The 20,924-nt window shown below is 66.9% G+C and carries 26 protein-coding genes; 10 read left to right on the plus strand and 16 right to left on the minus strand.

The window, feature by feature from the left end; translation table 11 throughout:
• The 8 genes from HUN08_RS13910 to rpsH all read right to left on the minus strand — a co-directional run bounded on the left by HUN08_RS13910 (position 1) and on the right by rpsH (position 4,745).
• Positions 1-552, minus strand: a complete 552-nt coding sequence (locus HUN08_RS13910) for an adenylate kinase (RefSeq protein WP_124246744.1) — start codon at positions 550-552, stop codon at positions 1-3.
• Positions 549-1,886 carry a preprotein translocase subunit SecY gene (secY, locus tag HUN08_RS13915; protein ID WP_124246743.1) on the minus strand — a complete coding sequence of 446 codons (1,338 nt, stop codon included), beginning with the start codon at positions 1,884-1,886 and terminating at the stop codon, positions 549-551. The genes HUN08_RS13910 and secY overlap by 4 nt, the downstream gene beginning before the upstream one ends.
• Positions 1,887-2,031: 145 nt before the next feature.
• Complete coding sequence (rplO, locus tag HUN08_RS13920; RefSeq protein WP_124246742.1) at positions 2,032-2,472, minus strand: 50S ribosomal protein L15; 441 nt, start codon at positions 2,470-2,472, stop codon at positions 2,032-2,034.
• Positions 2,473-2,474: 2 nt separating this feature from the next.
• Positions 2,475-2,654, minus strand: a complete 180-nt coding sequence (rpmD, locus tag HUN08_RS13925; RefSeq protein WP_124246904.1) for a 50S ribosomal protein L30 — start codon at positions 2,652-2,654, stop codon at positions 2,475-2,477.
• A 26-nt stretch (positions 2,655-2,680) separates the two neighbouring features.
• A complete protein-coding gene (gene rpsE, locus HUN08_RS13930) occupies positions 2,681-3,349 on the minus strand; it encodes a 30S ribosomal protein S5 (protein WP_124246741.1) in 669 nt (222 codons plus the stop codon).
• Positions 3,350-3,392: 43 nt separating this feature from the next.
• Positions 3,393-3,794, minus strand: coding sequence for a 50S ribosomal protein L18 (rplR, locus tag HUN08_RS13935; RefSeq protein WP_124246740.1), 402 nt, complete (start codon positions 3,792-3,794; stop codon positions 3,393-3,395).
• A gap of 3 nt (positions 3,795-3,797) precedes the next feature.
• A complete protein-coding gene (rplF, locus tag HUN08_RS13940; protein ID WP_124246739.1) occupies positions 3,798-4,334 on the minus strand; it encodes a 50S ribosomal protein L6 in 537 nt (178 codons plus the stop codon).
• A gap of 12 nt (positions 4,335-4,346) precedes the next feature.
• Positions 4,347-4,745 (minus strand): 30S ribosomal protein S8, encoded by a 399-nt coding sequence (gene rpsH, locus HUN08_RS13945; protein WP_124246738.1) that lies wholly within the window; start codon positions 4,743-4,745, stop codon positions 4,347-4,349.
• 295 nt (positions 4,746-5,040) lie between these two features.
• Between rpsH and HUN08_RS13950 the strand changes: the two genes are divergently transcribed.
• The 5 genes from HUN08_RS13950 to HUN08_RS13970 are packed head-to-tail and all read left to right on the plus strand — an operon-like array spanning position 5,041 to position 13,157.
• The gene (locus tag HUN08_RS13950) at positions 5,041-8,769 is read left to right on the plus strand and encodes a nitrate reductase subunit alpha (RefSeq protein WP_124246737.1); all 3,729 of its coding nucleotides are present in this window, start codon (positions 5,041-5,043) and stop codon (positions 8,767-8,769) included.
• Positions 8,769-10,424, plus strand: a complete 1,656-nt coding sequence (gene narH / locus HUN08_RS13955; protein ID WP_124246736.1) for a nitrate reductase subunit beta — start codon at positions 8,769-8,771, stop codon at positions 10,422-10,424. The genes HUN08_RS13950 and narH overlap by 1 nt, the downstream gene beginning before the upstream one ends.
• On the plus strand, positions 10,424-11,170 hold the full coding sequence (narJ, locus tag HUN08_RS13960; protein WP_124246735.1) for a nitrate reductase molybdenum cofactor assembly chaperone: 747 nt from the start codon (positions 10,424-10,426) through the stop codon (positions 11,168-11,170). Before narH ends, narJ begins: the two co-directional genes overlap by 1 nt.
• Positions 11,167-11,916 (plus strand): respiratory nitrate reductase subunit gamma, encoded by a 750-nt coding sequence (gene narI, locus HUN08_RS13965; RefSeq protein WP_124246734.1) that lies wholly within the window; start codon positions 11,167-11,169, stop codon positions 11,914-11,916. Before narJ ends, narI begins: the two co-directional genes overlap by 4 nt.
• On the plus strand, positions 11,913-13,157 hold the full coding sequence (locus HUN08_RS13970; RefSeq protein ID WP_124246733.1) for a nitrate/nitrite transporter: 1,245 nt from the start codon (positions 11,913-11,915) through the stop codon (positions 13,155-13,157). Before narI ends, HUN08_RS13970 begins: the two co-directional genes overlap by 4 nt.
• Positions 13,158-13,182: 25 nt before the next feature.
• Here HUN08_RS13970 and HUN08_RS13975 read toward each other — a convergent pair whose 3' ends face one another.
• The gene (locus tag HUN08_RS13975) at positions 13,183-13,824 is read right to left on the minus strand and encodes a TetR/AcrR family transcriptional regulator (RefSeq protein WP_165353393.1); all 642 of its coding nucleotides are present in this window, start codon (positions 13,822-13,824) and stop codon (positions 13,183-13,185) included.
• Between the two features lie 84 nt (positions 13,825-13,908).
• Between HUN08_RS13975 and HUN08_RS13980 the strand changes: the two genes are divergently transcribed.
• Together HUN08_RS13980 and HUN08_RS13985 are read left to right on the plus strand one after the other, a co-directional pair.
• The gene (locus tag HUN08_RS13980) at positions 13,909-14,853 is read left to right on the plus strand and encodes an NAD(P)-dependent alcohol dehydrogenase (RefSeq protein ID WP_124246732.1); all 945 of its coding nucleotides are present in this window, start codon (positions 13,909-13,911) and stop codon (positions 14,851-14,853) included.
• A 20-nt stretch (positions 14,854-14,873) separates the two neighbouring features.
• Entirely contained in the window at positions 14,874-15,119 is a 246-nt protein-coding gene (locus HUN08_RS13985; protein WP_124246731.1) for a hypothetical protein, read from the plus strand.
• A 237-nt stretch (positions 15,120-15,356) separates the two neighbouring features.
• Here HUN08_RS13985 and HUN08_RS13990 read toward each other — a convergent pair whose 3' ends face one another.
• Entirely contained in the window at positions 15,357-15,524 is a 168-nt protein-coding gene (locus HUN08_RS13990; protein WP_165353394.1) for a hypothetical protein, read from the minus strand.
• A gap of 11 nt (positions 15,525-15,535) precedes the next feature.
• Here HUN08_RS13990 and HUN08_RS13995 point away from each other — a divergent pair, with 11 nt between their 5' ends.
• From HUN08_RS13995 to HUN08_RS14005, 3 genes are read left to right on the plus strand one after another with little or no spacing between them, the layout of a single operon-like run.
• Positions 15,536-15,718 (plus strand): hypothetical protein, encoded by a 183-nt coding sequence (locus HUN08_RS13995; protein WP_124246730.1) that lies wholly within the window; start codon positions 15,536-15,538, stop codon positions 15,716-15,718.
• 43 nt (positions 15,719-15,761) lie between these two features.
• Positions 15,762-16,283, plus strand: a complete 522-nt coding sequence (locus tag HUN08_RS14000; protein ID WP_124246729.1) for a DUF4334 domain-containing protein — start codon at positions 15,762-15,764, stop codon at positions 16,281-16,283.
• A gap of 5 nt (positions 16,284-16,288) precedes the next feature.
• Positions 16,289-16,825, plus strand: a complete 537-nt coding sequence (locus HUN08_RS14005; RefSeq protein WP_124246728.1) for a dihydrofolate reductase family protein — start codon at positions 16,289-16,291, stop codon at positions 16,823-16,825.
• A 6-nt stretch (positions 16,826-16,831) separates the two neighbouring features.
• Here HUN08_RS14005 and HUN08_RS14010 read toward each other — a convergent pair whose 3' ends face one another.
• The 6 genes from HUN08_RS14010 to HUN08_RS14035 all read right to left on the minus strand — a co-directional run bounded on the left by HUN08_RS14010 (position 16,832) and on the right by HUN08_RS14035 (position 20,842).
• A complete protein-coding gene (locus tag HUN08_RS14010) occupies positions 16,832-17,755 on the minus strand; it encodes a TIGR03564 family F420-dependent LLM class oxidoreductase (protein ID WP_124246727.1) in 924 nt (307 codons plus the stop codon).
• Between the two features lie 278 nt (positions 17,756-18,033).
• Positions 18,034-18,219, minus strand: a complete 186-nt coding sequence (locus HUN08_RS14015; RefSeq protein ID WP_007319192.1) for a type Z 30S ribosomal protein S14 — start codon at positions 18,217-18,219, stop codon at positions 18,034-18,036.
• A 15-nt stretch (positions 18,220-18,234) separates the two neighbouring features.
• A complete protein-coding gene (rplE, locus tag HUN08_RS14020; protein WP_124246726.1) occupies positions 18,235-18,810 on the minus strand; it encodes a 50S ribosomal protein L5 in 576 nt (191 codons plus the stop codon).
• 1 nt (position 18,811) lies between these two features.
• Positions 18,812-19,129 (minus strand): 50S ribosomal protein L24, encoded by a 318-nt coding sequence (rplX, locus tag HUN08_RS14025; RefSeq protein ID WP_124246725.1) that lies wholly within the window; start codon positions 19,127-19,129, stop codon positions 18,812-18,814.
• A 1-nt stretch (position 19,130) separates the two neighbouring features.
• The gene (gene rplN / locus HUN08_RS14030) at positions 19,131-19,502 is read right to left on the minus strand and encodes a 50S ribosomal protein L14 (RefSeq protein WP_124246724.1); all 372 of its coding nucleotides are present in this window, start codon (positions 19,500-19,502) and stop codon (positions 19,131-19,133) included.
• 218 nt (positions 19,503-19,720) lie between these two features.
• Positions 19,721-20,842, minus strand: coding sequence for a S9 family peptidase (locus HUN08_RS14035; protein WP_124246723.1), 1,122 nt, complete (start codon positions 20,840-20,842; stop codon positions 19,721-19,723).
• Between the last annotated feature and the right edge of the window lie 82 nt (positions 20,843-20,924).

The raw sequence follows: 20,924 nt of genomic DNA on the forward strand, positions 1-20,924 counted from the left end.
TTAGACGTCTGGCTTGTCGTCGATGCCGAGCGCGGCCAACACGCGCCGGTGCACCTCGTGGATGTCGCCGACGGCGTCGATGGTCGTGACCTCGTCGCCGTAGAAGTCGAGCAGCGGAGCGGTCTCGGTCGCGTACACCGCGAGGCGGTTGCGGATGACTTCCTCGCTGTCGTCGGCGCGCCCGCGGGCGAGCATCCGCTCGACGACCACGTCGGCGTCGACGGTGAACGAGAGCACCGCATCGAGCTTCACGCCCATCGCGGTCAACGCCTCGGCCTGCTCGATCGAGCGCGGGAAGCCGTCGAGGATGAACCCGCGGGCGGCGTCCGGCTCGGCGATGCGGTTGCGCACCATGTCCACGGTCACCTCGGAGGGCACCAGATCGCCGGCGTCGAGGTAGCGCTTGGCCTCGATGCCGATGGCCGTGCCCTGCGCGATGTTGGCGCGGAACAGGTCACCGGTGGAGATGTGCGGGATACCGAGCGCCTCGGAGAGCAATTCGGCCTGGGTACCCTTGCCGGCTCCGGGAGGGCCGAGGATCACGAGCTTCAATTGAGGAACCCTTCGTACTTGCGCTGCATCAACTGGCTGTTGACCTGCTTCACGGTGTCGAGGGCGACCACGACCATGATCAGCAGCGCGGTGCCGCCGAACGGAAGGTTCTGCACGCCTCCGGAGTTGCCGACGTTGAGGAACAGGTTAGGCAGGATCGCGATCACACCGAGGTAGATCGAACCGGGAAGGGTGATCCGCGAGAGCACGTAGCCGAGGTAGTCGGCCGTCGGCTGACCGGGGCGGATGCCCGGGATGAAGCCGCCGTACTTCTTCATGTCGTCGGCCCGCTCCTGCGGGTTGAAGGTGACGGCGACGTAGAAGTAGGTGAAGAAGATGATCAGCAGGAAGTAGACGACGATGTAGACCGTCGAGGTCGGGTTCGCCAGGTGCTGGTCGATGAACTGCTGCCAGCCCTTCGCGTTGTCGCCCTTCGTCAGGTTGCTGACCAGCATCGGCAGGTACAGCAGCGAGGACGCGAAGATGACGGGGATGACGCCGGCCTGGTTGACCTTCAACGGCAGGTAGGTAGAGGAACCGCCGTACATCTTGCGGCCGACCATGCGCTTGGCGTACTGCACCGGGATGCGGCGCTGCCCCATCTCGATGAACACCACGCCGCCGACGATGACGAGACCGGCGACCAGGACCAGGGCGAAGGCGAGTCCGCCGCGGTCGTTGAGGATCATCTTGCCCTCGGCCGGGATGCGCGCCACGATTCCGGCGGAGATCAGCAGCGACATGCCGTTGCCGATGCCGCGCTCGGTGATGAGCTCGCCGAACCACATGACGACCATGGCGCCGGCCACCATCACGACCACGATCAGGGACAGGCCCCAGATCGACTTGTCGTGGATGATCTGGTCCGGGTAGCAACCCGCGGCACCCTCTTTGCCCTGCAGCAGGCTGCCGCTGGAGCCGAGCGCCACGATGCCGGTGGCCTGCAGGACCGCCAGGCCCACCGTCAGGTACCGGGTGTACTGCGTCATCTTGGCCTGACCGGCCTGGCCTTCCTTGCGAAGGTCCTCGAAGCGGGGGATGACGACGGTGAGCAGCTGCACGATGATGCTCGCCGTGATGTAGGGCATGATGCCGATCGCGAACACCGACAGCTGCAGCAGTGCGCCGCCGGAGAACATGTTGATCAGCGAGTACAGGTCCTCCGCGCCCTTCTTGCCACCGGAGTTGTGCAGACAGTTCTGCACGATCCCGAAGTCGACTCCCGGCGACGGGAGGGTGGCGCCGAGCCGGTACAGCACAAGGATAAAGAGGACGAAGAGGATCTTCTTCCTCAGTTCCGGGGTGCGGAACACGGCGATCAGGGGGGAGAACACTAATTCCTCCTAGTGGCGACCACTTCGGTATGGGCCTGCAGGATTATTTGTCGCGGGCAACGCTGGAAACTCTAACAGTGTCCGCCAGCGGCGGACCGGCGAGCAACGCGGTACGCGCTGCCCGGCCGGCCCGCCGACTGGGGTATCAGAGTTCGGTGGTGCTACCGCCGGCGGCGGCGATCTTGTCCTTCGCCGACGACGAGAACTTGTTGGCGGTGATGTCGAGCTTCACCGACAGTTCGCCGTCACCGAGAACCTTGACCAGCTGGTTCTTGCGGACCGCACCCTTGGCGACGAGATCCTCGACGCCCACGGTGCCGCCCTTGGGGAAGAGCTCGGCGAGATCGCCGACGTTGACGACCTGGTACTCGACCCGGTTGCGGTTGGTGAAGCCCTTCAGCTTCGGCAGCCGCATGTGGATCGGCATCTGGCCGCCCTCGAAGCCGGCCGGCACGTTCTTGCGGGCCTTGGTGCCCTTGGTGCCGCGGCCGGCGGTCTTGCCCTTCGAGCCCTCACCGCGACCCACGCGGGTCTTCTCGGTCTTCGCACCCGGAGCGGGCCGAAGGTGGTGGAGTTTGATGGTCATTCTTAAACCTCTTCGACGGTCACGAGGTGCCGGACCACATTGATCAGGCCCCGCGTCTGCGGGTTGTCCTCGCGGGTGACGGTCTTGCGGATGCCCTTGAGGCCAAGGGTGCGCAGGCTGTCACGCTGGTTGCTCTTGGTACCGATGGTGCTTTTGATCTGGGTGATCTTCAGCTGGCCCACTTCAGTCTCCTTCTTGGCCATGACGGTCACGCTCCCTTGGTCGTGGCCGCGGCAGCGGCGACCGCGCGGGCGCGCAGCATGCCGGCCGGAGCCACGTCCTCGATGGGCAGACCGCGACGCGCGGCGACCTCTTCGGGACGCTGCAGCAGCTTGAGGGCCGCCACGGTGGCGTGCACGACGTTGATGGCGTTGTCGGAGCCGAGGCTCTTGGCCAGGACGTCGGAGACGCCCGCGCACTCGAGCACGGCGCGCACCGCGCCACCGGCGATCACACCGGTACCCGGGCTGGCCGGGCGGAGGAGCACGACGCCGGCCGCGGCCTCGCCCTGCACCGGGTGGGTGACCGTCCCGCCGATCATCGGGACGCGGAAGAAGTTCTTGCGAGCCTCTTCGACGCCCTTCTGGATCGCGGCCGGGACTTCCTTGGCCTTGCCGTAGCCGACGCCGACCATGCCCTGGCCGTCGCCGACCACCACGAGGGCGGTGAAGCTGAACCGACGGCCGCCCTTGACGACCTTCGACACGCGGTTGATCGTGACGACGCGCTCGAGGTGGTTGCGCTCCTCGCGGTCACGGCCCCCGCGGTTGTCGCGACGATCGCCGCGGCCTCCGCGACGGTCGCCGCCGCGCTCGTTGCTGTTGGGGTTGTTGCTGTTGGCGGGACCGTTCCCGCCGTCACGCTGACGTCCGGGCATCAGAGGGTCCCTCCGTTGTTGATCAGGCAAATAGTGATGGTCATCAGAACTTCAGGCCTCCCTCGCGGGCGGCGTCGGCGAGCGCCGCGATCCGGCCGTGGTAGCCGTGGCCACCGTGGTCGAACACGACGGTCTCGACGCCGGCAGCCTTGGCGCGGCTGGCGATGAGTTCGCCGACCTTGGTGGCCTGGGCCGACTTGTCGACGCCGGCCGCACGCACGTCGGCCTCGATCGACGACGCCGCGGCCAGCGTGTTGCCGGCCAGGTCGTCGACGAGCTGCACGTGGATGTGGCGGCTGCTGCGCTTCACGACCAGGCGCGGACGCTCCGGGGTGCCCGCGATCTTCTTGCGGAGCCGGAAGTGGCGTCGGGTGGTGGCGGTGCGGCGACGCGTCGAAGCGTCCTTGCCGACCGGCTTGCGGTTCACTGTTGCGGTTTCACTCATGGCTTACTTACCCGTCTTTCCGACCTTGCGGCGGACCTGCTCGCCTTCGAAGCGGATGCCCTTGCCCTTGTAGGGGTCCGGACGCCGCAGGCGGCGGATGTTCGCCGAGATCTGGCCGACTTGCTGCTTGTCAATGCCCGACACCGTGAACTTCGTCGGCGATTCCACCGCGAAGGTGATGCCCTCGGGCGCCGCGATGGGCACCGGGTGGCTGTAGCCGAGCGCGAACTCGAGGTCGCGGCCCTTGGCGGCCACGCGGTAGCCGACGCCGAAGATCTCCAACTTGCGGGTGTACCCCTCGGTGACACCGACGACGAGGTTGTTGATCAGGCTGCGCGACAGACCGTGCAGGGCACGGTTGCGGCGCTCGTCATTGGGCCGGGTGACGACGATCTGGTTGTCCTCGACGGCGACCGCGATGGGCTCGCTGACGGTGACGGACAGTTCGCCCTTGGGGCCCTTGACCTTCACGTCCTGGCCGTCGACGTTGACGTCGACACCGGCCGGGATGGCGATGGGGTTCTTACCGATACGCGACATGTGCTCCGCCCCTTACCAGACGTAGGCGAGGACTTCGCCGCCCACGCCCTGGTTGGCTGCCTGACGGTCGGTGAGCAGGCCCGACGACGTGGAGATGATGGCCACGCCGAGGCCGCCCAGCACCTTGGGCAGGTTGGTCGATTTCGCGTACACCCGGAGACCCGGCTTGGACACGCGGCGCAGGCCGGCGATGCTGCGCTCGCGGCTCGGGCCGTACTTGAGGTTCACGACGAGCTTCTTGCCGACCTCCGCGTCTTCGACGCGGTAGTCGGTGATGTAGCCCTCTTTCTTGAGGATCTCGGCGATGTTCGTCTTGATCTTCGACGACGGCAGGCTCACCTCGTCGTGGTACGCCGAGTTGGCGTTGCGCAGACGGGTCAAGAAGTCTGCGATGGGGTCAGTCATGGTCATGGTTGACCGTCAACCTTTCTCGTAGCGGTTCCCATGCAGCGGCGGACTGGGTTTCCCCAGGTCACCGGTGGGCCTACCACGAAGTGGAGTTGTGCGTAGGTTCTTCCCTATCGATGCCATTGGCTTTTCGCCGGCACCGACGGGGTATGAAGTTGTGACTCCCGGGGGGCACAGTTCACCCCGGGCAACCGTTTCAGTGTAGGGAATCACCAGCCCAGACCCAAATCGGGACCAAGGTCGGAAGATTCACGCGTTGATATCACGCCGGCGAATTTTGCGGACTAATGTCCGTTTTATGAGCCGCCCAGCCCAGGTTCAAGGTAGATCGGCACAGGCCCTGCTCGATGTCGGGAGGTTCTTCACCCGCTGGGCCGAGACTGAAGACAGACGTGCGGTGTTCCGGGAGGGCGGCCGCGCCGGTGACGTCTTTTATCGGGACCGCTGGAGTCACGACAAGATCGTGCGGTCGACCCACGGCGTCAACTGCACCGGGTCGTGCTCGTGGAAGGTCTACGTCAAGGACGGCATCATCACCTGGGAGACCCAGGAGACCGACTATCCGTCGGTGGGTCCCGACCGGCCCGAGTACGAGCCGCGCGGATGCCCTCGCGGCGCCGCGTTCTCGTGGTACACCTACTCGCCGACGCGGGTGCGCCACCCATACGCGCGCGCCGTGCTCGTCGAGATGTACCGGGAGGCGAAGGCGAAACTCGGCGACCCGGTGCTCGCGTGGGCCGACGTGACCGGTGACCCGTTGCGGCGCCGGGCCTATCAGCGGGCACGCGGGCGCGGCGGCCTGATCCGGGTCGATTGGGACGAGGCGATAGAGATGGCCGCGGCCGCCCACGTGCACACGATCAAGACCTACGGACCCGACCGCTGCACCGGCTTCTCCCCCATTCCGGCGATGTCCATGGTCTCCCACTGCGTCGGCACCCGTTTCGTCCAACTCCTCGGCGGCGTGATGACGTCCTTCTACGACTGGTACGCCGATCTTCCGGTCGCCAGCCCGCAGGTGTTCGGCGATCAGACCGACGTCCCCGAATCGGGCGACTGGTGGGACGCGACCTACCTGATGATGTGGGGCTCCAACGTCCCGGTGACCCGCACCCCGGACGCGCACTGGATGGCCGAGGTCCGCTATCGCGGCACCAAGGTCGTGACCGTGTCCCCCGACTACGCCGACAACACCAAGTTCGCCGACGAATGGCTTCCGGCGCAGGCCGGAACCGACGGCGCGCTCGCGATGGCGATGGGACACGTCATCCTCAAGGAGTTCTTCGTCGACCGGACCACCCCGTTCTTCACCGACTACGTACGCAAGTTCACCGACTTGCCGTTCCTCGTCGGCCTCGACGAACAGGACCACGACGGGCAACGGGTCCTCGTGCCGGGCAAGTTCGTCACCGCCGACGAAGTGGGCCTTGGCACCGCAGACGAAGACGAATGGAAGACCGTCTTCCTCGACGATGCGACCGGCGCGGTCGTCGCGCCCAACGGATCGATGGGCTTCCGCTACGCCGACTCGGGGCGGGGCCGCTGGAATCTCGACCTGCAGGGCCGCGTGCCGCGATTGAGTCTGTACGACGATGATGACGCCGAGCCGGTGGCGATCAGCGTGGCGGCCTTCGATGCCCCGGACGGAAGCGGCTCGGTGCTGCGCCGCGGCGTCCCGGCGCGCCGCATCGGCGGACGCCTCGTCACCACCGTGTACGACCTCATGCTCGCCCAATACGGCGTCGGGCGCGACGGACTCCCCGGTGAATGGGCCGACGGCTACGACGACGCCGACACGCCCTACACGCCGGCGTGGCAGGCCGCGATCACCAGCGTTCCGGCCCAGTCCGCGATTCGAATCGCGCGCGAGTTCGCCGCGAATGCGGTTGACTCCCAAGGGCGTTCGATGATCATCATGGGCGCGGGCATCTGCCAGTGGTTCCACGGCGACGTGACCTACCGGGCCATCCTCGCCCTGCTGAACCTGACCGGCAGCATGGGCCGCAACGGCGGCGGCTGGGCGCACTACGTGGGCCAGGAGAAGTGCCGACCGATCACCGGGTGGATCTCCTTGGCCAACGGTTTGGATTGGTCGCGCCCGCCTCGAACCCAACCGGGCACGTCGTTCTGGTACATGCACACCGACCAGTGGCGCAACGACGGCTATTCGACGACCACTCTGGCCTCTCCCCTGTCCCGCGGCGTTCTCGACCATCCGCATACCGCCGACGCGATCGCTCAGTCGGCCCGATTGGGCTGGATGCCGTTCTATCCGCAGTTCTCCGCCAATCCACTCGCCGTCGCCGAGGACGCGCTCGCCGCGGTCGACGCGGGCGAAGCGCCCGACGTCGGCACCTGGGTCGCGCGGCAGCTCGCCGACGGGGCCCTCACCCCGTCGATCGAAGACATCGATGCACCGGAGAGCTGGCCGCGCACGCTGGTTCTGTGGCGATCCAATCTGCTCGGCTCGTCGGCGAAGGGAGACGAGTACTTCCTGCGCCACCTGCTCGGCACACAACACAATGTGTTGGGGACCGAGGACTCGGACACCCCGCGGCCGGCGGAGGTCCGCTGGCACGCCGAGGCGCCCGAGGGCAAGCTCGACCTGCTGCTGTCCGCGGACTTCCGGATGACCTCGACGACGCTGATGAGCGACATCGTGCTGCCGGCGGCCACCTGGTACGAGAAGCACGACCTGAGCTCGACCGACATGCACCCTTTCGTGCACGCCTTCACCCCCGCGATCGACCCGCCGTGGGAGGCCAAGAGCGACTTCGAGTTGTTCCACCTCCTCGCGGCGGAGGTGGCGAGACAGGCCGAGAAGCACCTGGGGACGGTGCACGACCTGGTGGTGACGCCCAACCAGCACGACACCCCGGGCGAGACCGCCAATCCGCACGGCCGCGTCCAGGATTGGGCCGGTACCCCGGACCCGGGTGTCCCGGGGCGGAACCTGCCGCAGTTCACCGTGGTCGAGCGCGACTACACGGCGCTCGCCGACAAACTCGCCTCGGTCGGCCCCCTCGCCGACCGACTCGGCTTCACCGTCAAGAACCTCACGTTCGACGTGGGGTCGCAGCTGGCCAAGCTCGCCGCCAAGAACGGCGTCATGATGCGTCCGGACGGGAGCGACAGCGTCGTCGACGGTCGGCCCGCGATCGACACCGACGAAAAATTGGCCGAGGCGATCTTGATGTTCTCCGGCACCACCAACGGTGAGCTCGCCGTCGACGGTTTCCGCAAGCTCGAGGAGCGGACCGGCAAGAGCTTCGTCGACCTGGCCGTCGGCTCGGAGGAGAAGCGCATCACCTTCGCCGACACGCAGGCGGCCCCGCAGCCGGTGATCACCTCGCCGGAATGGTCGGGTTCGGAGACCGGCGGGCGACGGTACGCGCCGTTCACCATGAACGTCGAGCGGGAGAAACCGTTCCACACTTTGACCGGACGAATGCACTTCTACCTCGACCACGATTGGATGCTCGACATCGGCGAGGCGCTGCCCGTCTATCGCCCGCCCCTGGACATGCACCGACTGTTCGGCGAACCCCGACTGGGCCCGACCGGCGAGATGGAGATCGCGGTCCGGTATCTCACGCCGCACAACAAATGGTCGATCCACTCCGAGTACCAGGACAACCTGTTCATGCTGTCGCTGTCGCGAGGCGGACCCGCGGCCTGGTTGTCGCCGGCCGACGCCGAAGCGATCGGCGTCGTCGACAACGACTGGATCGAATGCGTGAGCGCCAACGGCGTCTTCGTCGGGCGGGCCGTCGTCAGCCATCGCATCCCGGCCGGTGTCACCTACGTCCACCACGCGCAGGAGCGGACGATCGACGTCCCGAAGTCGGAGGCGACGGGCCGACGCGGCGGCATCCACAACTCCGTCACCCGACTATTGGTCAAGCCGTCGCACCTGATCGGCGGGTACGCCCAACTCTCCTACGCATTCAACTATCTGGGACCGACGGGGAATCAGCGCGACATCGTCTCAACCATCCGCAAACGCAGTCAGGAGGTGACGTACTGATGCGAGTCATGGCGCAGGTCGCCATGGTGATGAACCTGGACAAATGCATCGGCTGCCACACGTGCTCGGTGACGTGCAAACAGGCCTGGACCAACCGCGCGGGAACCGAATACGTGTGGTTCAACAACGTCGAGACGCGGCCCGGCCAAGGCTATCCGCGTCGCTACGAGGACCAGGAGCGCTGGCGAGGCGGGTGGAAGGTGAACCGCCGCGGCCAACTGCGGCTGCGCACCGGCGGGCGGTTGCAGAAACTGGCCACGATCTTCTTCAGCCCGGTTCAGCCAACGCTCGACGACTACTACGAACCGTGGACCTACGACTACGAGAACCTCATCAGCGCACCGCTGGGCGACGATATCCCGGTGGCGCGACCCAAGTCGCTCATCACCGGCCAGGATATGAAGATCACCTGGTCGGCGAACTGGGATGACAATCTCGGCGGGTCGGCTGCCACCGAGCGGTTGGACCCCGTTCTGGACAAACTCCGCCAGGAGGCCGGCGACAAGGTCAAGTTCTCTTTCGAGCAGACCTTCATGTTCTACCTGCCGCGCATCTGCGAGCACTGCCTGAACCCGTCGTGCATGGCGTCGTGCCCGTCGGGCGCCATCTACAAGCGCGAGGAAGACGGCATCGTTCTCGTCGACCAGGATCGCTGTCGGGGTTGGCGCCAGTGCATCACCGGGTGCCCGTACAAGAAGATCTACTACAACCATCGCACCGGCAAAGCCGAGAAGTGCACCTTCTGCTACCCCCGTATCGAGGTCGGCCAGCCGACGGTCTGCTCCGAGACGTGTGTCGGCCGGCTGCGCTACATCGGCCTCTTCCTGTACGACGCGGATCGGGTCACCGAGGCGGCTTCGGTCGCCGACGAGCAGGACCTTTACGAGGCACAACTCGACCTGATGCTCGATCCCGCCGATCCCGAGATCATCGCCGCGGCCCGCGCCGAGGGGATTCCCGACGACTGGCTTGAGGCGGCGCGGCGCTCCCCGGTGTATGCCCTGGCGAAGAAGTACCGCGTCGCGCTGCCGCTGCATCCGGAGTACCGCACCATGCCGATGGTTTGGTACGTCCCCCCGCTGTCGCCGATCGTCGACCTGTTGACCGAGCAGGGCCACGACGGGGAAAGCCACACCAATCTGTTCGGGGCGATCGACGCGCTGCGCATCCCCGTCGAGTACCTGGCCGAGTTGTTCACCGCCGGCGACTCCGACGTCGTGACCGGCGTGTTGCGCAAGCTGGCCGCGATGCGTTCGTACATGCGCGATGTCGCCCTGGGCCGCGAGCCGAATGCGCTCATCCCCGCGTCGGTGGGGATGAGCGAAGAGTCCCTCGTCGAGATGTATCACCTGATGGCGATCGCGAAGTACGCCGACCGCTACGTCATCCCGACGGCGCATCGCGAGGAGGCCCACGGGCTCGAGGAGATGGCCTGCTCCCTGGACTACGAGGACGGCCCGGGCATGTATGAATCCGGTCCGTTCGGAGAGGCGAGCGGACGCCCGACGCCGGTCTCGGTCGAGACCTTCCAGGCTCTGAAGCAACGGCAGACGTCGGACCGCGCCGCCGACGAGGACACGCTGCGCGGACGGGTCAATCTCCTCAACTGGGACGGCAACGGCAGTCCGCCCGGCCTGTTCCCCGGGGGATCGTGATGGGCGGCCCATTCGGGCGCGCCCTGCGGCGGCGCGCAACCACCGCGGATCACCGGGTGATTCACCAGGTCGCGTCGTGGTGCCTGCAGTACCCCGACGACGAGTTGATCGCGCGCCTCGGGCTCCTGCGCGGCGCGCTCGACGAACAACCCGCGTCTGCGGCCGTCGACGCCCTGCACCGATTCGTCGCCCATCTGACCGAGGCGGATCCGGCGGAGTTGCGGCGCGACTACGTGAACGAATTCGACCTGTCCCGACACCAGACCCTCTATCTCACCTACTGGTCCCACGGCGACACGCGCCGTCGGGGCGACGCGCTCACCGCGATCAAACGCCGATACCGCGAGGCCGGGTTCCTGGTCGACACCCACGGCGAACTGACCGACTACTTGCCCATGGTGTTGGAGTTCGCCGCCCGCGTCGACCCGTCTTCGGGCCTCGAACTGCTGGTGGAGCACCGCGCGTCCGTCGAGTTGATTCGGCTCGCCCTGCGCGAGAAGGAGTCGCCCTACGCCGATGTGCTCTTCGCGGTCTGCGCCACGCTGCCCGGCGACTCGCCGCCGGACAAGGCGAGCGCCCTGGCGATGCGCGGCGCGGCAGCGCGTTCGGACGTCGTCGAGCAGGTCGGACTCGACTCCGGCGATCCGCGATTGATGCCGTTGTTCACGAAGTCCGAGTTCGCCGGCTCGGCACCCAAACCGGTCGACGGCGCCGACCGCCGTCGCGAGGAGGTGGCCCGACGATGAGTGTCTTCCTCTGGGGCGTCGTCCCGTATCTGGCGTTGATCGCCGTCGTCGGAGGCACGATCTGGCGATTCCGCTACGACAGGTTCGGCTGGACGACCCGCTCGTCCGAACTGTACGAGTCGCGGCTGCTGCGGATCGGATCGCCGCTGTTCCACTACGGGATCTTGATGGTGATCGCGGGACACGCGATCGGACTGGTCATTCCCGAGTCGTGGACGGCTGCCATCGGGATCAGCGAGTCCACCTATCACTGGGTCGCCGCGGGCGGCGGGGTGATCGCAGCGGTGGCGACGCTCGTCGGAGTCGCAATCCTCGTGTACCGCCGTCGAACGGTCGGTCCGGTGTTCGCCGCGACCACCGCGAACGACAAGCTGATGTACCTCGTATTGATCTCGGCTTTGATCGCCGGCACGTACATCACCGTCGTCGGAATGGTCGATCCCCACGGTCCCGGGGTGAACTATCGCGAAACCGTCGCACCGTGGTTCCGCTCGATTTTCGTGCTGCGCCCCGACATTGACGCGATGGAGGCGGCCCCGTTGCGGTTCCACGTGCATGTTCTGATCGGCATGGTGCTGTTCATCTTGGTGCCGTTCACGCGGTTGGTGCACATATTCACCGCACCGCTGCACTACCTGTTCCGCCCCTACATCGTCTATCGCAGCCGGGATAGCCGCCCAACGTCGGGAACGGGCCGCGCCGAGGCATGGGCCCCGATCGGCACAAAGGATCGAGCACGACGATGACGACCACCAACACTGGACCCACGTCGGCCTCGGACACGTTGCGCGCGGACCAGACCCGCAACCTGGTTCTCGCCACAGCGGCGTTCACGATCACCTTCTGGGCGTGGAACCTCATCGCGCCGCTGGGCGTGTTCTACGCGAGCCCGGGCGAGATGGGCCTGGATTCGACGCAGAAGTCGATCCTCATCTCGGTCCCCATCCTCGTCGGATCACTGGGCCGCATCGTCGTCGGCGTGCTCACCCCGCGGTTCGGTGGACGCGTCATGTTCACCTCACTGCTGTTGTTGTCGGCACCCTTCGTCATTCTCGTGGCGGTCGCCGGTGAGCTGAAGTCCTATCCGCTGATGATCGTGATCGGCTTCTTCCTCGGTGTGGCCGGAACGAGCTTCGCGGCGGGCATCCCGTTCCTGAACAACTGGTACGAGCCCGCGCGGCGCGGATTCGCCACCGGCGTCTTTGGCGCCGGGATGGGCGGGACAGCCCTGTCTGCATTCTTCACACCCCGTTTCAAGGAGTGGTTCGGCTACTTCCCGACGCACCTCATCATCGCCGTCGCTCTGGTCGTCGTTGCCGCGGTCTGCTGGGTGATGATGCGCGACGCACCGAGCTGGGCACCGAATCGCGAGCGTCCGCTGCCCAAGCTCGTCGACGCGCTCAAGCTGCCGATCACCTGGCAGATGGCCTTTCTCTACGCAGCCGCCTTCGGTGGTTTCGTGGCCTTCTCCACCTACTTGCCCACCTACCTCAACGACGTCTACGAGATCACCGACCTCAAGTCCGCTGGCGCCCGCACCGCCGGATTCGCCATCGCCGCGGTCGTGGCAAGGCCGCTCGGCGGCTCCCTCTCCGACCGTTTCGGTCCGCGCCCGATCACCGCGATCTCCTGTGGCGGTGCCGCGGTCCTGGCGATCTGGATGATCACCAAACCCGCGATGCCGTGGCTGGCCGGCGTCGACTTCATCCTCATGGCCGTGATGATGGGAATGGGTGCCGGATCGGTCTTCGCCTGGGTGGCCGTCGCCTCCCCGGCCGCACGGGTCGGCGCGGTGACCGGCCTCGTCGGAGCCGCCGGAGGACTCGGTGGCTTCTTCCCGCCGCTGGTGATGGGTGCGACATACGACGACGCCACTCGCTCCTACACGGTAGGACTCTCGCTCTTGGTCGCGTTCGCTGCTGCGGCCTGCCTCTTCACCATCTTCGGCATACCGCGCCAGAAGGACGACGACCAACCCGATCCCTAAGGGAGGCCGCGACCGGGGACCTTGGTCAGGACACCGCGAAACGTTCGGCGATCGAGTCCAGCACGAGGTCCAGGCCGTAGCGATACTCGTCGGCGAATCGGTAGCCGGATTCCATGATCGCAGCGCCGAGCTCGGCCAGATGCGGGTACAACTCCATCGGCATCGCCTCGGTGAACTCCCCGACGAAGTCGTCGGCACTCTCGCTGAATGGGAGGTTCATCTCGGTGAGCACGAATCCGTAGACGTACGAGTCGATCGCCGAGAACGTATGCGAGGCGAGTTCGACGGAGAAGCCATTCCGGCGCAGACACCCGAGCACGGCATTGTGATGAGTCAACAGTGCCGGGCCAGGGGTCCGGCGGGACTCCACCAATCCCAACGCCCACGGATGGGCGGACAGGACCTCTCGAGCGGAGTCGGCACGACGGGCCATCCCCGCGCGCCATTCGTCGTCGACGGTCGGTAGCTCGATGCGGGCGAAGATCCAGTCGACCATCGCATCGAGGAGGGAGTCCTTGTCGGAGACGTGGTGATACAGCGACATCGCCTCGACGCCCAGTTCGCGCCCGACGTTGCGCATGCTGACCTGGGCCAACCCTCCCTGATCGGCGACCGCGACGGCGGCGTCGACGATCCTCTCGGGACTGAGGCGGGCACGCACCACCACGGGGCGATCCTCTCTGCCTGTTGCATGCTTACACCCGTAAGGCTAGCATTCAACCACAGACTTACACCCGTAAGGAGAACCGCCATGCGCGCTGCCATCGCCCAGGATTACGGCCCACCCGAGGTCGTCTCGGTGAAAGACGTACCGGTCCCCCGTCCCGGCACCAAGGACCTCCTCGTCCGCGTCACCGCCGCCGCGGTCACGTCGGGCGATGCCCGTATCCGCGGGGCCGACTTCCCGGCCGGTTTCGGCGTGCTCTCGCGGCTCGCGCTCGGGTTCACGCGACCGCGCAACTCGGTGCTCGGCGGCGCCTTCTCCGGAGTGGTGACCGAAGTCGGCACGAAGACCGACGGATTCGCCGTCGGCGACGAGGTGTGCGGGATGACCGGCGTATCGATGGGCACCCACGCCGAATACGTCGTCGCGCCCGCCAAGAAGACGTCTCACAAACCACCCCGGGTGAGTCACGAGGATGCTGCCGGCCTGTTGTTCGGCGCGACGGCGGCGAACCACTTTCTGCGAGTGTCGCAGACCGGCTCCGACTCGACGGTTCTGATCAACGGAGCGTCGGGCGCCATCGGTACGAGCGCGATCCAGCTCGCGAAACTACGCGGCGCCACGGTGACCGCGGTGACGAGCACCCGCAACGCTGCGCTCGTGCGGGATCTCGGCGCTGACGAGGTCATCGACTACACCGTCTCGCCGATCACCGCGTCGGGCCGACGTTTCGACGTCGTCATCGACGCTGTGGGGAATCTGGACCGCAAGTCCGGCCGAGACCTCCTGTCCGAGAACGGGATTCTGGTCCTCGGTGTCGCCAGCCTCGGTGACAACCTCTGTGCGCGCGGCAATGTCAAAGCCGGCGTCGTCCCCGAACGCGCCGACGACTTCGCGCACCTGCTATCCCTGGTCGCCGACGGCAGACTCCGCGTCGTCATCGATGAATCGCTCCCGCTCGACGACATCGTCGCCGCCCACCGTCGCGTCGACTCGGGGCGCAAGGTCGGCAATATCGTCATCACGTGCTGACGCCTCGGTACGGTGGGCAGATGGCACGCAAACGTTGGAGCGACCTGTCCCCCAAGGCGAAGGGCGCCGTCGTCGGTCTCGCCGCCGTCGATGCCGGACTGCGCGCGTGGGCGCTGCGCGACCTGGCCAGCAGAACCAAGGACCAGGTCAACGGTCCGAAGATGCTGTGGCAGTCGGGCATGGCGGTCGTCAACTCTGCCGGCATCCTGCCGCTCGTCTACCTGGTGCGGGGCCGCCGATCGACGCCCGACACGCAGACCGCCTGATCCACGGCCGACCATGAAGCCACGGACCGCCGCCGTCAGCGTCGCGATACTCGCGACGGTTCTCGGCCTCGCCGGATGCGATCGATCGTCGTCGCCGAATACCCCCGCCCAGGTCACCGTCACGTCGACGATCACCCAGAGCGCACCGGGGAATCCGGCACCGTCGACGGGTGAGGAAGCGCAGACCCCGGGCGCGGGCGGCGCGAATCCCGCCGACTATCAGGGGACGGGCGGCTACTACTTCGTCTCACCGTCGGGCAAATGGCATTGCGCCATCCTGACCGACACCCGGCAGGCGGGCTGCAACGGCACCATGCCGCCGATGGCACCGAACGTGCCGGGCGCGGGCGCACCCGATGCGATGGTGCGGCCCAACGCCATCGTCGTGGGCACGGGACCGGGCATGGGCCCAGTTCATGTCCTTCGGTGGCGCCGACCTGCAGATGTTGGGGCCGAATACGAACCCCCTCCCCTACGGCCAGACGCTCACCGTCGGCGATTTCCGCTGCTCTGTGGAAACCGACACCGGCGTCACCTGCGACAACACGCTGAGCCATCACGGATTCACCATCTCCGACCACACGTTCGACCTGCGCTGACGCACAGCGCAGCGGATGCGGATCGATCATCAGAAGGAAACACGTGAACACGGAGGACCTACGAGCCGGCCTCAGCAGTATCGCCGCGCACGAGCTATTCGACTCCCTCCCCGCGGTGTCGGTCGCCGAAATCCTCGGCCGCTGGCACGGATCGGAATTGCCGACCGGTCACCCGATGGACGGCCTGCTCGCCTTGTCCGGGTGGTACGGCAAAGAGTTCATCGACGCCGAAACCGTTCACCCGCTGCTCTTCGGCGACGATCCGGAACACCTCTACGCGGTGAACCCGAAACTCGTCCCGCTGCGCACCTTGAACCGGCTCGGATCCAAGGTTCCGCGCATCATGCCACCCGGTGGGCGCTCCTCCTTCCGCGCGATGCGGACGACCAAGCCGCGAGCACGTCTGCGGACCGTGGAGTACCGCGGGCTCGGCAGCGCTGCGATGGTCTACGACGACATTCCGGTCATCGACCATTTCCGGCGACTCGACGAGACGACCCTCCTCGGCGCCATGGACCAACGCGGATCCGACGAGACCTACTTCTTCCTCCTGGAACGCGAGTGACTGCGATGCGCCCACTCCGGTACTCGATCAACGTCACCGTCGACGGGTGTTGCGATCATCTGGCCGGGCGCCCGGACGAGGAGTTGCACGACTACACCGCGGCGATCATGGGCCGCGCCGACACGCTGCTCTTCGGACGCGTCGTCTACGAGATGATGGAATCCGCGTGGCGCGTGCCCGACGACGAGCAATCCGACGACCCGTTCGTCGCGACGATCAACGCGATGCCGAAATACGTCGTCTCCCGCACCCTCTCGACCGTCGACTGGAACGCACAGCTGGTGCGCGGCGACCTGCGTGCGGCCGTCACCGAGTTGAAGGAACAGCCGGGCACGGGCATCTACACGGGTGGTGTCACGTTGCCACTCGCGCTGGCACAGCTGGGGCTGATCGACGAGTACGAATTCATCGTGCACCCACGGATCGCCGGTCGCGGTCCGACGCCGTTCGCCGGTCTGCGCGAATTCGTCGACCTGCGGTTGATCGGTCGAACCGAACTCGCCTCCGGCGCCGTGGCCCTCCGCTACGAGCCGCAGCGCTAGCCACCGCTAGGCGTCGAGCTTCCTCAGCAATGCCCGGGTACGGTCGCGCACCTGCTCGTCGCGATCGAAGACGATGCCGACGTATTCGTCGACTCCGGCATCGACGAGTTCGTTGATCCGCGCGGTCACGGCGGCCTCGCCGCCGACGATCGCCGCGTCGACGGGGGTGTCGTAGCCCTCCCGGTCGAGCATCGCTCGATACGACGGGAGGTTGTTGTACATGGCGAACTGCTTGGCCGCAGTTGCCTTCGACGTCTCCACGTCGTCGGTCACGGCGACGGGCAGGAAGGCGACGGTCCGCACCTCCGACGACGAGCGGCCCGCCTCCTCCGCGGCGGTGCGCAGGCTGGGGATGATGTGGTCGCGCAGCGTCTTAGGCCCCGTCATCCAGGTCACCGTTCCGGCCGTCCGCCGCCCGGCGAGGTCGAGCATCTTCGGCCCGAGCGCGGCCAGATAGACCGGCGGCGCGGGTACTTCGGTGAGGCTCATGTCGCCGCGGGTCGTCGTGAACTCGCCGTCGACTGCGGCCTGCTTCTCGTCGAGCAGCGGCAGCAGGCCGTCGAGATAGTCCGACGTCCGGGCCACCGCCCGGCTGAACGGGATCCCCCACATGCCTTCGGTGACGATCTTGTGCGAGAGCCCCAACCCGAGCGTCAACCGACCGCCGGTCACCGCGTTGACGGTCAGCGCGCGCTGCGCGAGGTTCATCGGGATCTGCGTTTGGATCGGCAGGACGCCGGTGCCGAACTCGATCCGCGGTACTTCTCGACCGGCCAACGCCAGCACGGTCAGCGTGTCGGCGTCGCGCGGCATCTGCGTCGCCCAGATGCGTTTGAAGCCCTCCGACTCGAATTTCGCCAGCTCCGCGATGTAGGAGTCGAGGTGCAAGGTCTTGCGGCTGTCCACCGCGTGCATGATGGTGATCTCCACGGGTTCCAACGTAGCCGTCCGACGGGGAGGGTTGGCGAGATCGGTTGCGAGGTCTCGATACGGTTCCTCGCCTATCGGCTCGGATCCACTCGACCACCCAGTCGTTGCGGGGTCTCGATACGGTTCCTCGGCTAGCGCCTCGGATCCACTCGACCACCCAGAAGGTTGCGGGGTCGTCTGTCCACTCGACCACGTCAACGCACGACGACCCCGCCTCTTGTCGAGGCGGGGTCGTCGTATCGTTCGTGAAGCGGCCCGGAACGGATCCGGGCCTCAGCTCACCAGCTGGACTTCTGCACGCCCGGCAGCTCGCCGGCGTGCGCCATCTCGCGCAGGCACACTCGGCACAGGCCGAACTTGCGGTACACCGAGTGCGGACGGCCGCACTTGTTGCAGCGCGTGTAGGCGCGCACGGCGAACTTGGGCTTCTTGTTGGCCTTGTTGACCAGAGCCTTCTTTGCCATCAGATTTCCCTACCGTCAGTTCTTCGCGTTGTTGTCTTTGAACGGGAAGCCGAGCGCGCGGAGCAGCGCACGACCCTCGTCGTCGTTGGTGGCCGACGTGACAACGGTGATGTCCATACCGCGCGGTCGGTCGATCGAGTCGATGTTGATCTCGTGGAACATCGACTGCTCGTTGAGCCCGAAGGTGTAGTTGCCGTTGCCGTCGAACTGGCGGTCGCTCAGGCCGCGGAAGTCGCGGATACGCGGGAGGGCGATCGACACGAGGCGGTCGAGGAACTCCCACATGCGGTCGCCGCGCAGCGTGACGCGCGCACCGATCGGCATGCCCTCGCGCAGCTTGAACTGCGCGATCGACTTGCGGGCCTTGCGGATCTCCGGCTTCTGACCGGTGATCAGCTCCAGATCCTTGACCGCGCCGTTGATGAGCTTGGAGTCGCGGGCGGCGTCGCCGACACCCATGTTGACGACGACCTTCACCACGCCCGGGATCTGCATGACGTTGTCATAGCTGAACTCCTTGTTGAGGGAGTCCTTGATCTCTTCGCGGTAGCGGGCCTTCAGCCGGGGCTGCACTTTTTCGGAAGTGGTCATCTCAGATGTCCTTCCCGTTCTTGCGGGAAATCCGGACGCGCTTGCCGGTCTCCTCGTCGGTCCGGTAACCCACGCGGGTGGGGTTGCCGTCGGAGTCCACGACCATCACGTTTGAGACGTGGATGGAGGCTTCCTGGGTCACGATGCCCCCGGAGGAGGCGCCGCGCTCGTCAGCCGAGGCGGCGGTGTGCTTCTTGATGCGGTTCACGCCCTCGACGAGGACTCGCTGCTGCTTCGGGAAGGCCTGGATGACCTTGCCCTTGGCGCCCTTGTCCTTGCCGGAGACGACGATCACGGTGTCGCCCTTGTGCACCTTCATGTCAGAGCACCTCCGGAGCCAGCGAAACGATCTTCATGAAGCGCTTGTCGCGCAGCTCGCGGCCGACCGGGCCGAAGATGCGGGTACCGCGCGGGTCGGTGTTGTCACCCTTGAGGATGACGGCGGCGTTCTCGTCGAAACGGATGTAGCTGCCGTCCGGACGGCGCCGCTCTTTGATGGTGCGGACGATGACGGCCTTGACGACCTCGCCCTTCTTGATGTTGCCGCCCGGGATGGCGTCCTTGACGGTGGCGACGATGACGTCGCCGATCCCGGCGTATCGCCGCGAGGAGCCGCCCAGCACGCGGATGCACAAGATTTCCTTGGCTCCGGTGTTGTCGGCGACCCGCAGGCGAGATTCCTGCTGAATCACTCGGTTCTCCTGACCTGGATTTTTTGCCCGCCGGATTTCCGACCCGACGTGCACGGTCTGCTGCCGCCGGACACGCGCCTGCCAGGGGTTTTCCGGTCTCCCGGAGCACTCCAGTGGGTTCGCATGCCGACTCGCGACGCAGATGCGCCGCGGGCAACCGCTTCAGTCTAAGGGAAACCGCAGGTCGGGGCCAAATCGTGGTCCGGGTGCCCCGACGGTCAGCGGAAGTACCCCGCGACCGCGGCCAGGGTGTCCCCCATCGCCATCGGCACCACTCCCCCGTGGTCGGTGGGATAGGTCCGCATCGTCACGGCCGCGCCCCCGCCGCGCAGCTCGTCGACGAGGGTCTGGGTGCCGATCGCCGGGATGACCGGGTCGAGCACCCCCTGCTGGATCAGGATCGGCCGGCGCCAGCCCGTCGTCGGGATGTCGGCGTAGTCGCGCAACGCGCGCACGAAGGCGGTGCCGTCGACCGGGGTCCGATAGAAGGTCCCGGGCGCGACGGTCGTCATCGCGTTCGCGAGTTCGCCCGCGCACACGGTTCGCGCCGTGGTCAGCCACCGCTTCCCGGTCGGCGTCAGGTATCCCAGCGGATTGACGTCGGGCCGCGCATGCGCGAGTCCGCTCATCAGGTAGAGCGCGAACCCGTAGTAGCTGTTCAGCACGCTGAGGTTGGGCACCCCGGGCCGCTGGATCGTCGAGAAGATCTTCGAGACCTGGCTGTACGGCGCGAGTGCGACCACGCCGCGGACGTCCAGGTCGGGTGCGTAGCGCGGTGCGAGTCGAGTTGCCCACAGCGCCGCGTGACCGCCCTGGGAATGGCCGACGGCGACCCAGCGTCTCCCGACTCCCGAGTCGACGTCGCGCGCGGCGCGCACCACGTCGATCACGTCGTGGGCCGCTGCCCGACCGCCCAGATACTCCGCTTCGGCGCCCGCGCCGGCGTAGTCGGTCGCCGCGACGACGTACCCGTGGCGCAGGGCCGCCGCGATCAGCGGCTGGTCGCGGTCTTGCACCCGGCCGGTCATGAGGCTCGGCGCGCACTGCGGCGCGATACCCGTCGTGCCGTGCGCCCAGGAGATGACGGGCCAGCCACCGCGCGGCGCGGCGCCGCGCGGGAAGTAGACCGCGCCGGTGCTGCGCGCCGGGCGCCCGTTCTGATCGCGGGTGGCGTAGAGCAGCCGCACCCCGCGGGCCGCCCCCGACGGCAGGTCGGCGGCGGCAAGCGCCGACGTCGAGAGGACCGCCCCGTCCGCGGGCGCCGCGCCGGCCTGGGCCGGCACGACGACCGACGCTCCGACCGCCAGCCACAGGCCGACCAACAGGGAGTACAGACGCATGCCGCGATGCTACCCAACCCGTCGCCGACACCACCGTCGCCGCGGACGCGACGACGAATGCCCAGGTGATTGCCAGGATCGG

Source organism: Gordonia sp. X0973, assembly GCF_013348785.1.
Taxonomy (GTDB): Bacteria; Actinomycetota; Actinomycetes; order Mycobacteriales; family Mycobacteriaceae; genus Gordonia.

What these genes read in the sequence shown, in the direction of transcription:
- rpsH (WP_124246738.1), bottom strand. Translation starts at nt 4,745, where the DNA reads ATGACCATGACTGACCCCATCGCAGACTTCTTGACCCGTCTGCGCAAC.
- rplR (WP_124246740.1), bottom strand. Translation starts at nt 3,794, where the DNA reads ATGAGTGAAACCGCAACAGTGAACCGCAAGCCGGTCGGCAAGGACGCT.
- rplF (WP_124246739.1), bottom strand. Translation starts at nt 4,334, where the DNA reads ATGTCGCGTATCGGTAAGAACCCCATCGCCATCCCGGCCGGTGTCGAC.
- HUN08_RS14005 (WP_124246728.1), top strand. Translation starts at nt 16,289, where the DNA reads ATGCGCCCACTCCGGTACTCGATCAACGTCACCGTCGACGGGTGTTGC.
- narJ (WP_124246735.1), top strand. Translation starts at nt 10,424, where the DNA reads ATGGGCGGCCCATTCGGGCGCGCCCTGCGGCGGCGCGCAACCACCGCG.
- rpsE (WP_124246741.1), bottom strand. Translation starts at nt 3,349, where the DNA reads ATGCCCGGACGTCAGCGTGACGGCGGGAACGGTCCCGCCAACAGCAAC.
- HUN08_RS13980 (WP_124246732.1), top strand. Translation starts at nt 13,909, where the DNA reads ATGCGCGCTGCCATCGCCCAGGATTACGGCCCACCCGAGGTCGTCTCG.
- HUN08_RS13950 (WP_124246737.1), top strand. Translation starts at nt 5,041, where the DNA reads ATGAGCCGCCCAGCCCAGGTTCAAGGTAGATCGGCACAGGCCCTGCTC.
- narH (WP_124246736.1), top strand. Translation starts at nt 8,769, where the DNA reads ATGCGAGTCATGGCGCAGGTCGCCATGGTGATGAACCTGGACAAATGC.
- rplE (WP_124246726.1), bottom strand. Translation starts at nt 18,810, where the DNA reads ATGACCACTTCCGAAAAAGTGCAGCCCCGGCTGAAGGCCCGCTACCGC.
- HUN08_RS13995 (WP_124246730.1), top strand. Translation starts at nt 15,536, where the DNA reads ATGTCCTTCGGTGGCGCCGACCTGCAGATGTTGGGGCCGAATACGAAC.
- HUN08_RS13970 (WP_124246733.1), top strand. Translation starts at nt 11,913, where the DNA reads ATGACGACCACCAACACTGGACCCACGTCGGCCTCGGACACGTTGCGC.
- narI (WP_124246734.1), top strand. Translation starts at nt 11,167, where the DNA reads ATGAGTGTCTTCCTCTGGGGCGTCGTCCCGTATCTGGCGTTGATCGCC.
- rplX (WP_124246725.1), bottom strand. Translation starts at nt 19,129, where the DNA reads ATGAAGGTGCACAAGGGCGACACCGTGATCGTCGTCTCCGGCAAGGAC.
- HUN08_RS13990 (WP_165353394.1), bottom strand. Translation starts at nt 15,524, where the DNA reads ATGCCCGGTCCCGTGCCCACGACGATGGCGTTGGGCCGCACCATCGCA.
- rplO (WP_124246742.1), bottom strand. Translation starts at nt 2,472, where the DNA reads ATGACCATCAAACTCCACCACCTTCGGCCCGCTCCGGGTGCGAAGACC.
- HUN08_RS14015 (WP_007319192.1), bottom strand. Translation starts at nt 18,219, where the DNA reads ATGGCAAAGAAGGCTCTGGTCAACAAGGCCAACAAGAAGCCCAAGTTC.
- HUN08_RS14035 (WP_124246723.1), bottom strand. Translation starts at nt 20,842, where the DNA reads ATGCGTCTGTACTCCCTGTTGGTCGGCCTGTGGCTGGCGGTCGGAGCG.
- HUN08_RS13985 (WP_124246731.1), top strand. Translation starts at nt 14,874, where the DNA reads ATGGCACGCAAACGTTGGAGCGACCTGTCCCCCAAGGCGAAGGGCGCC.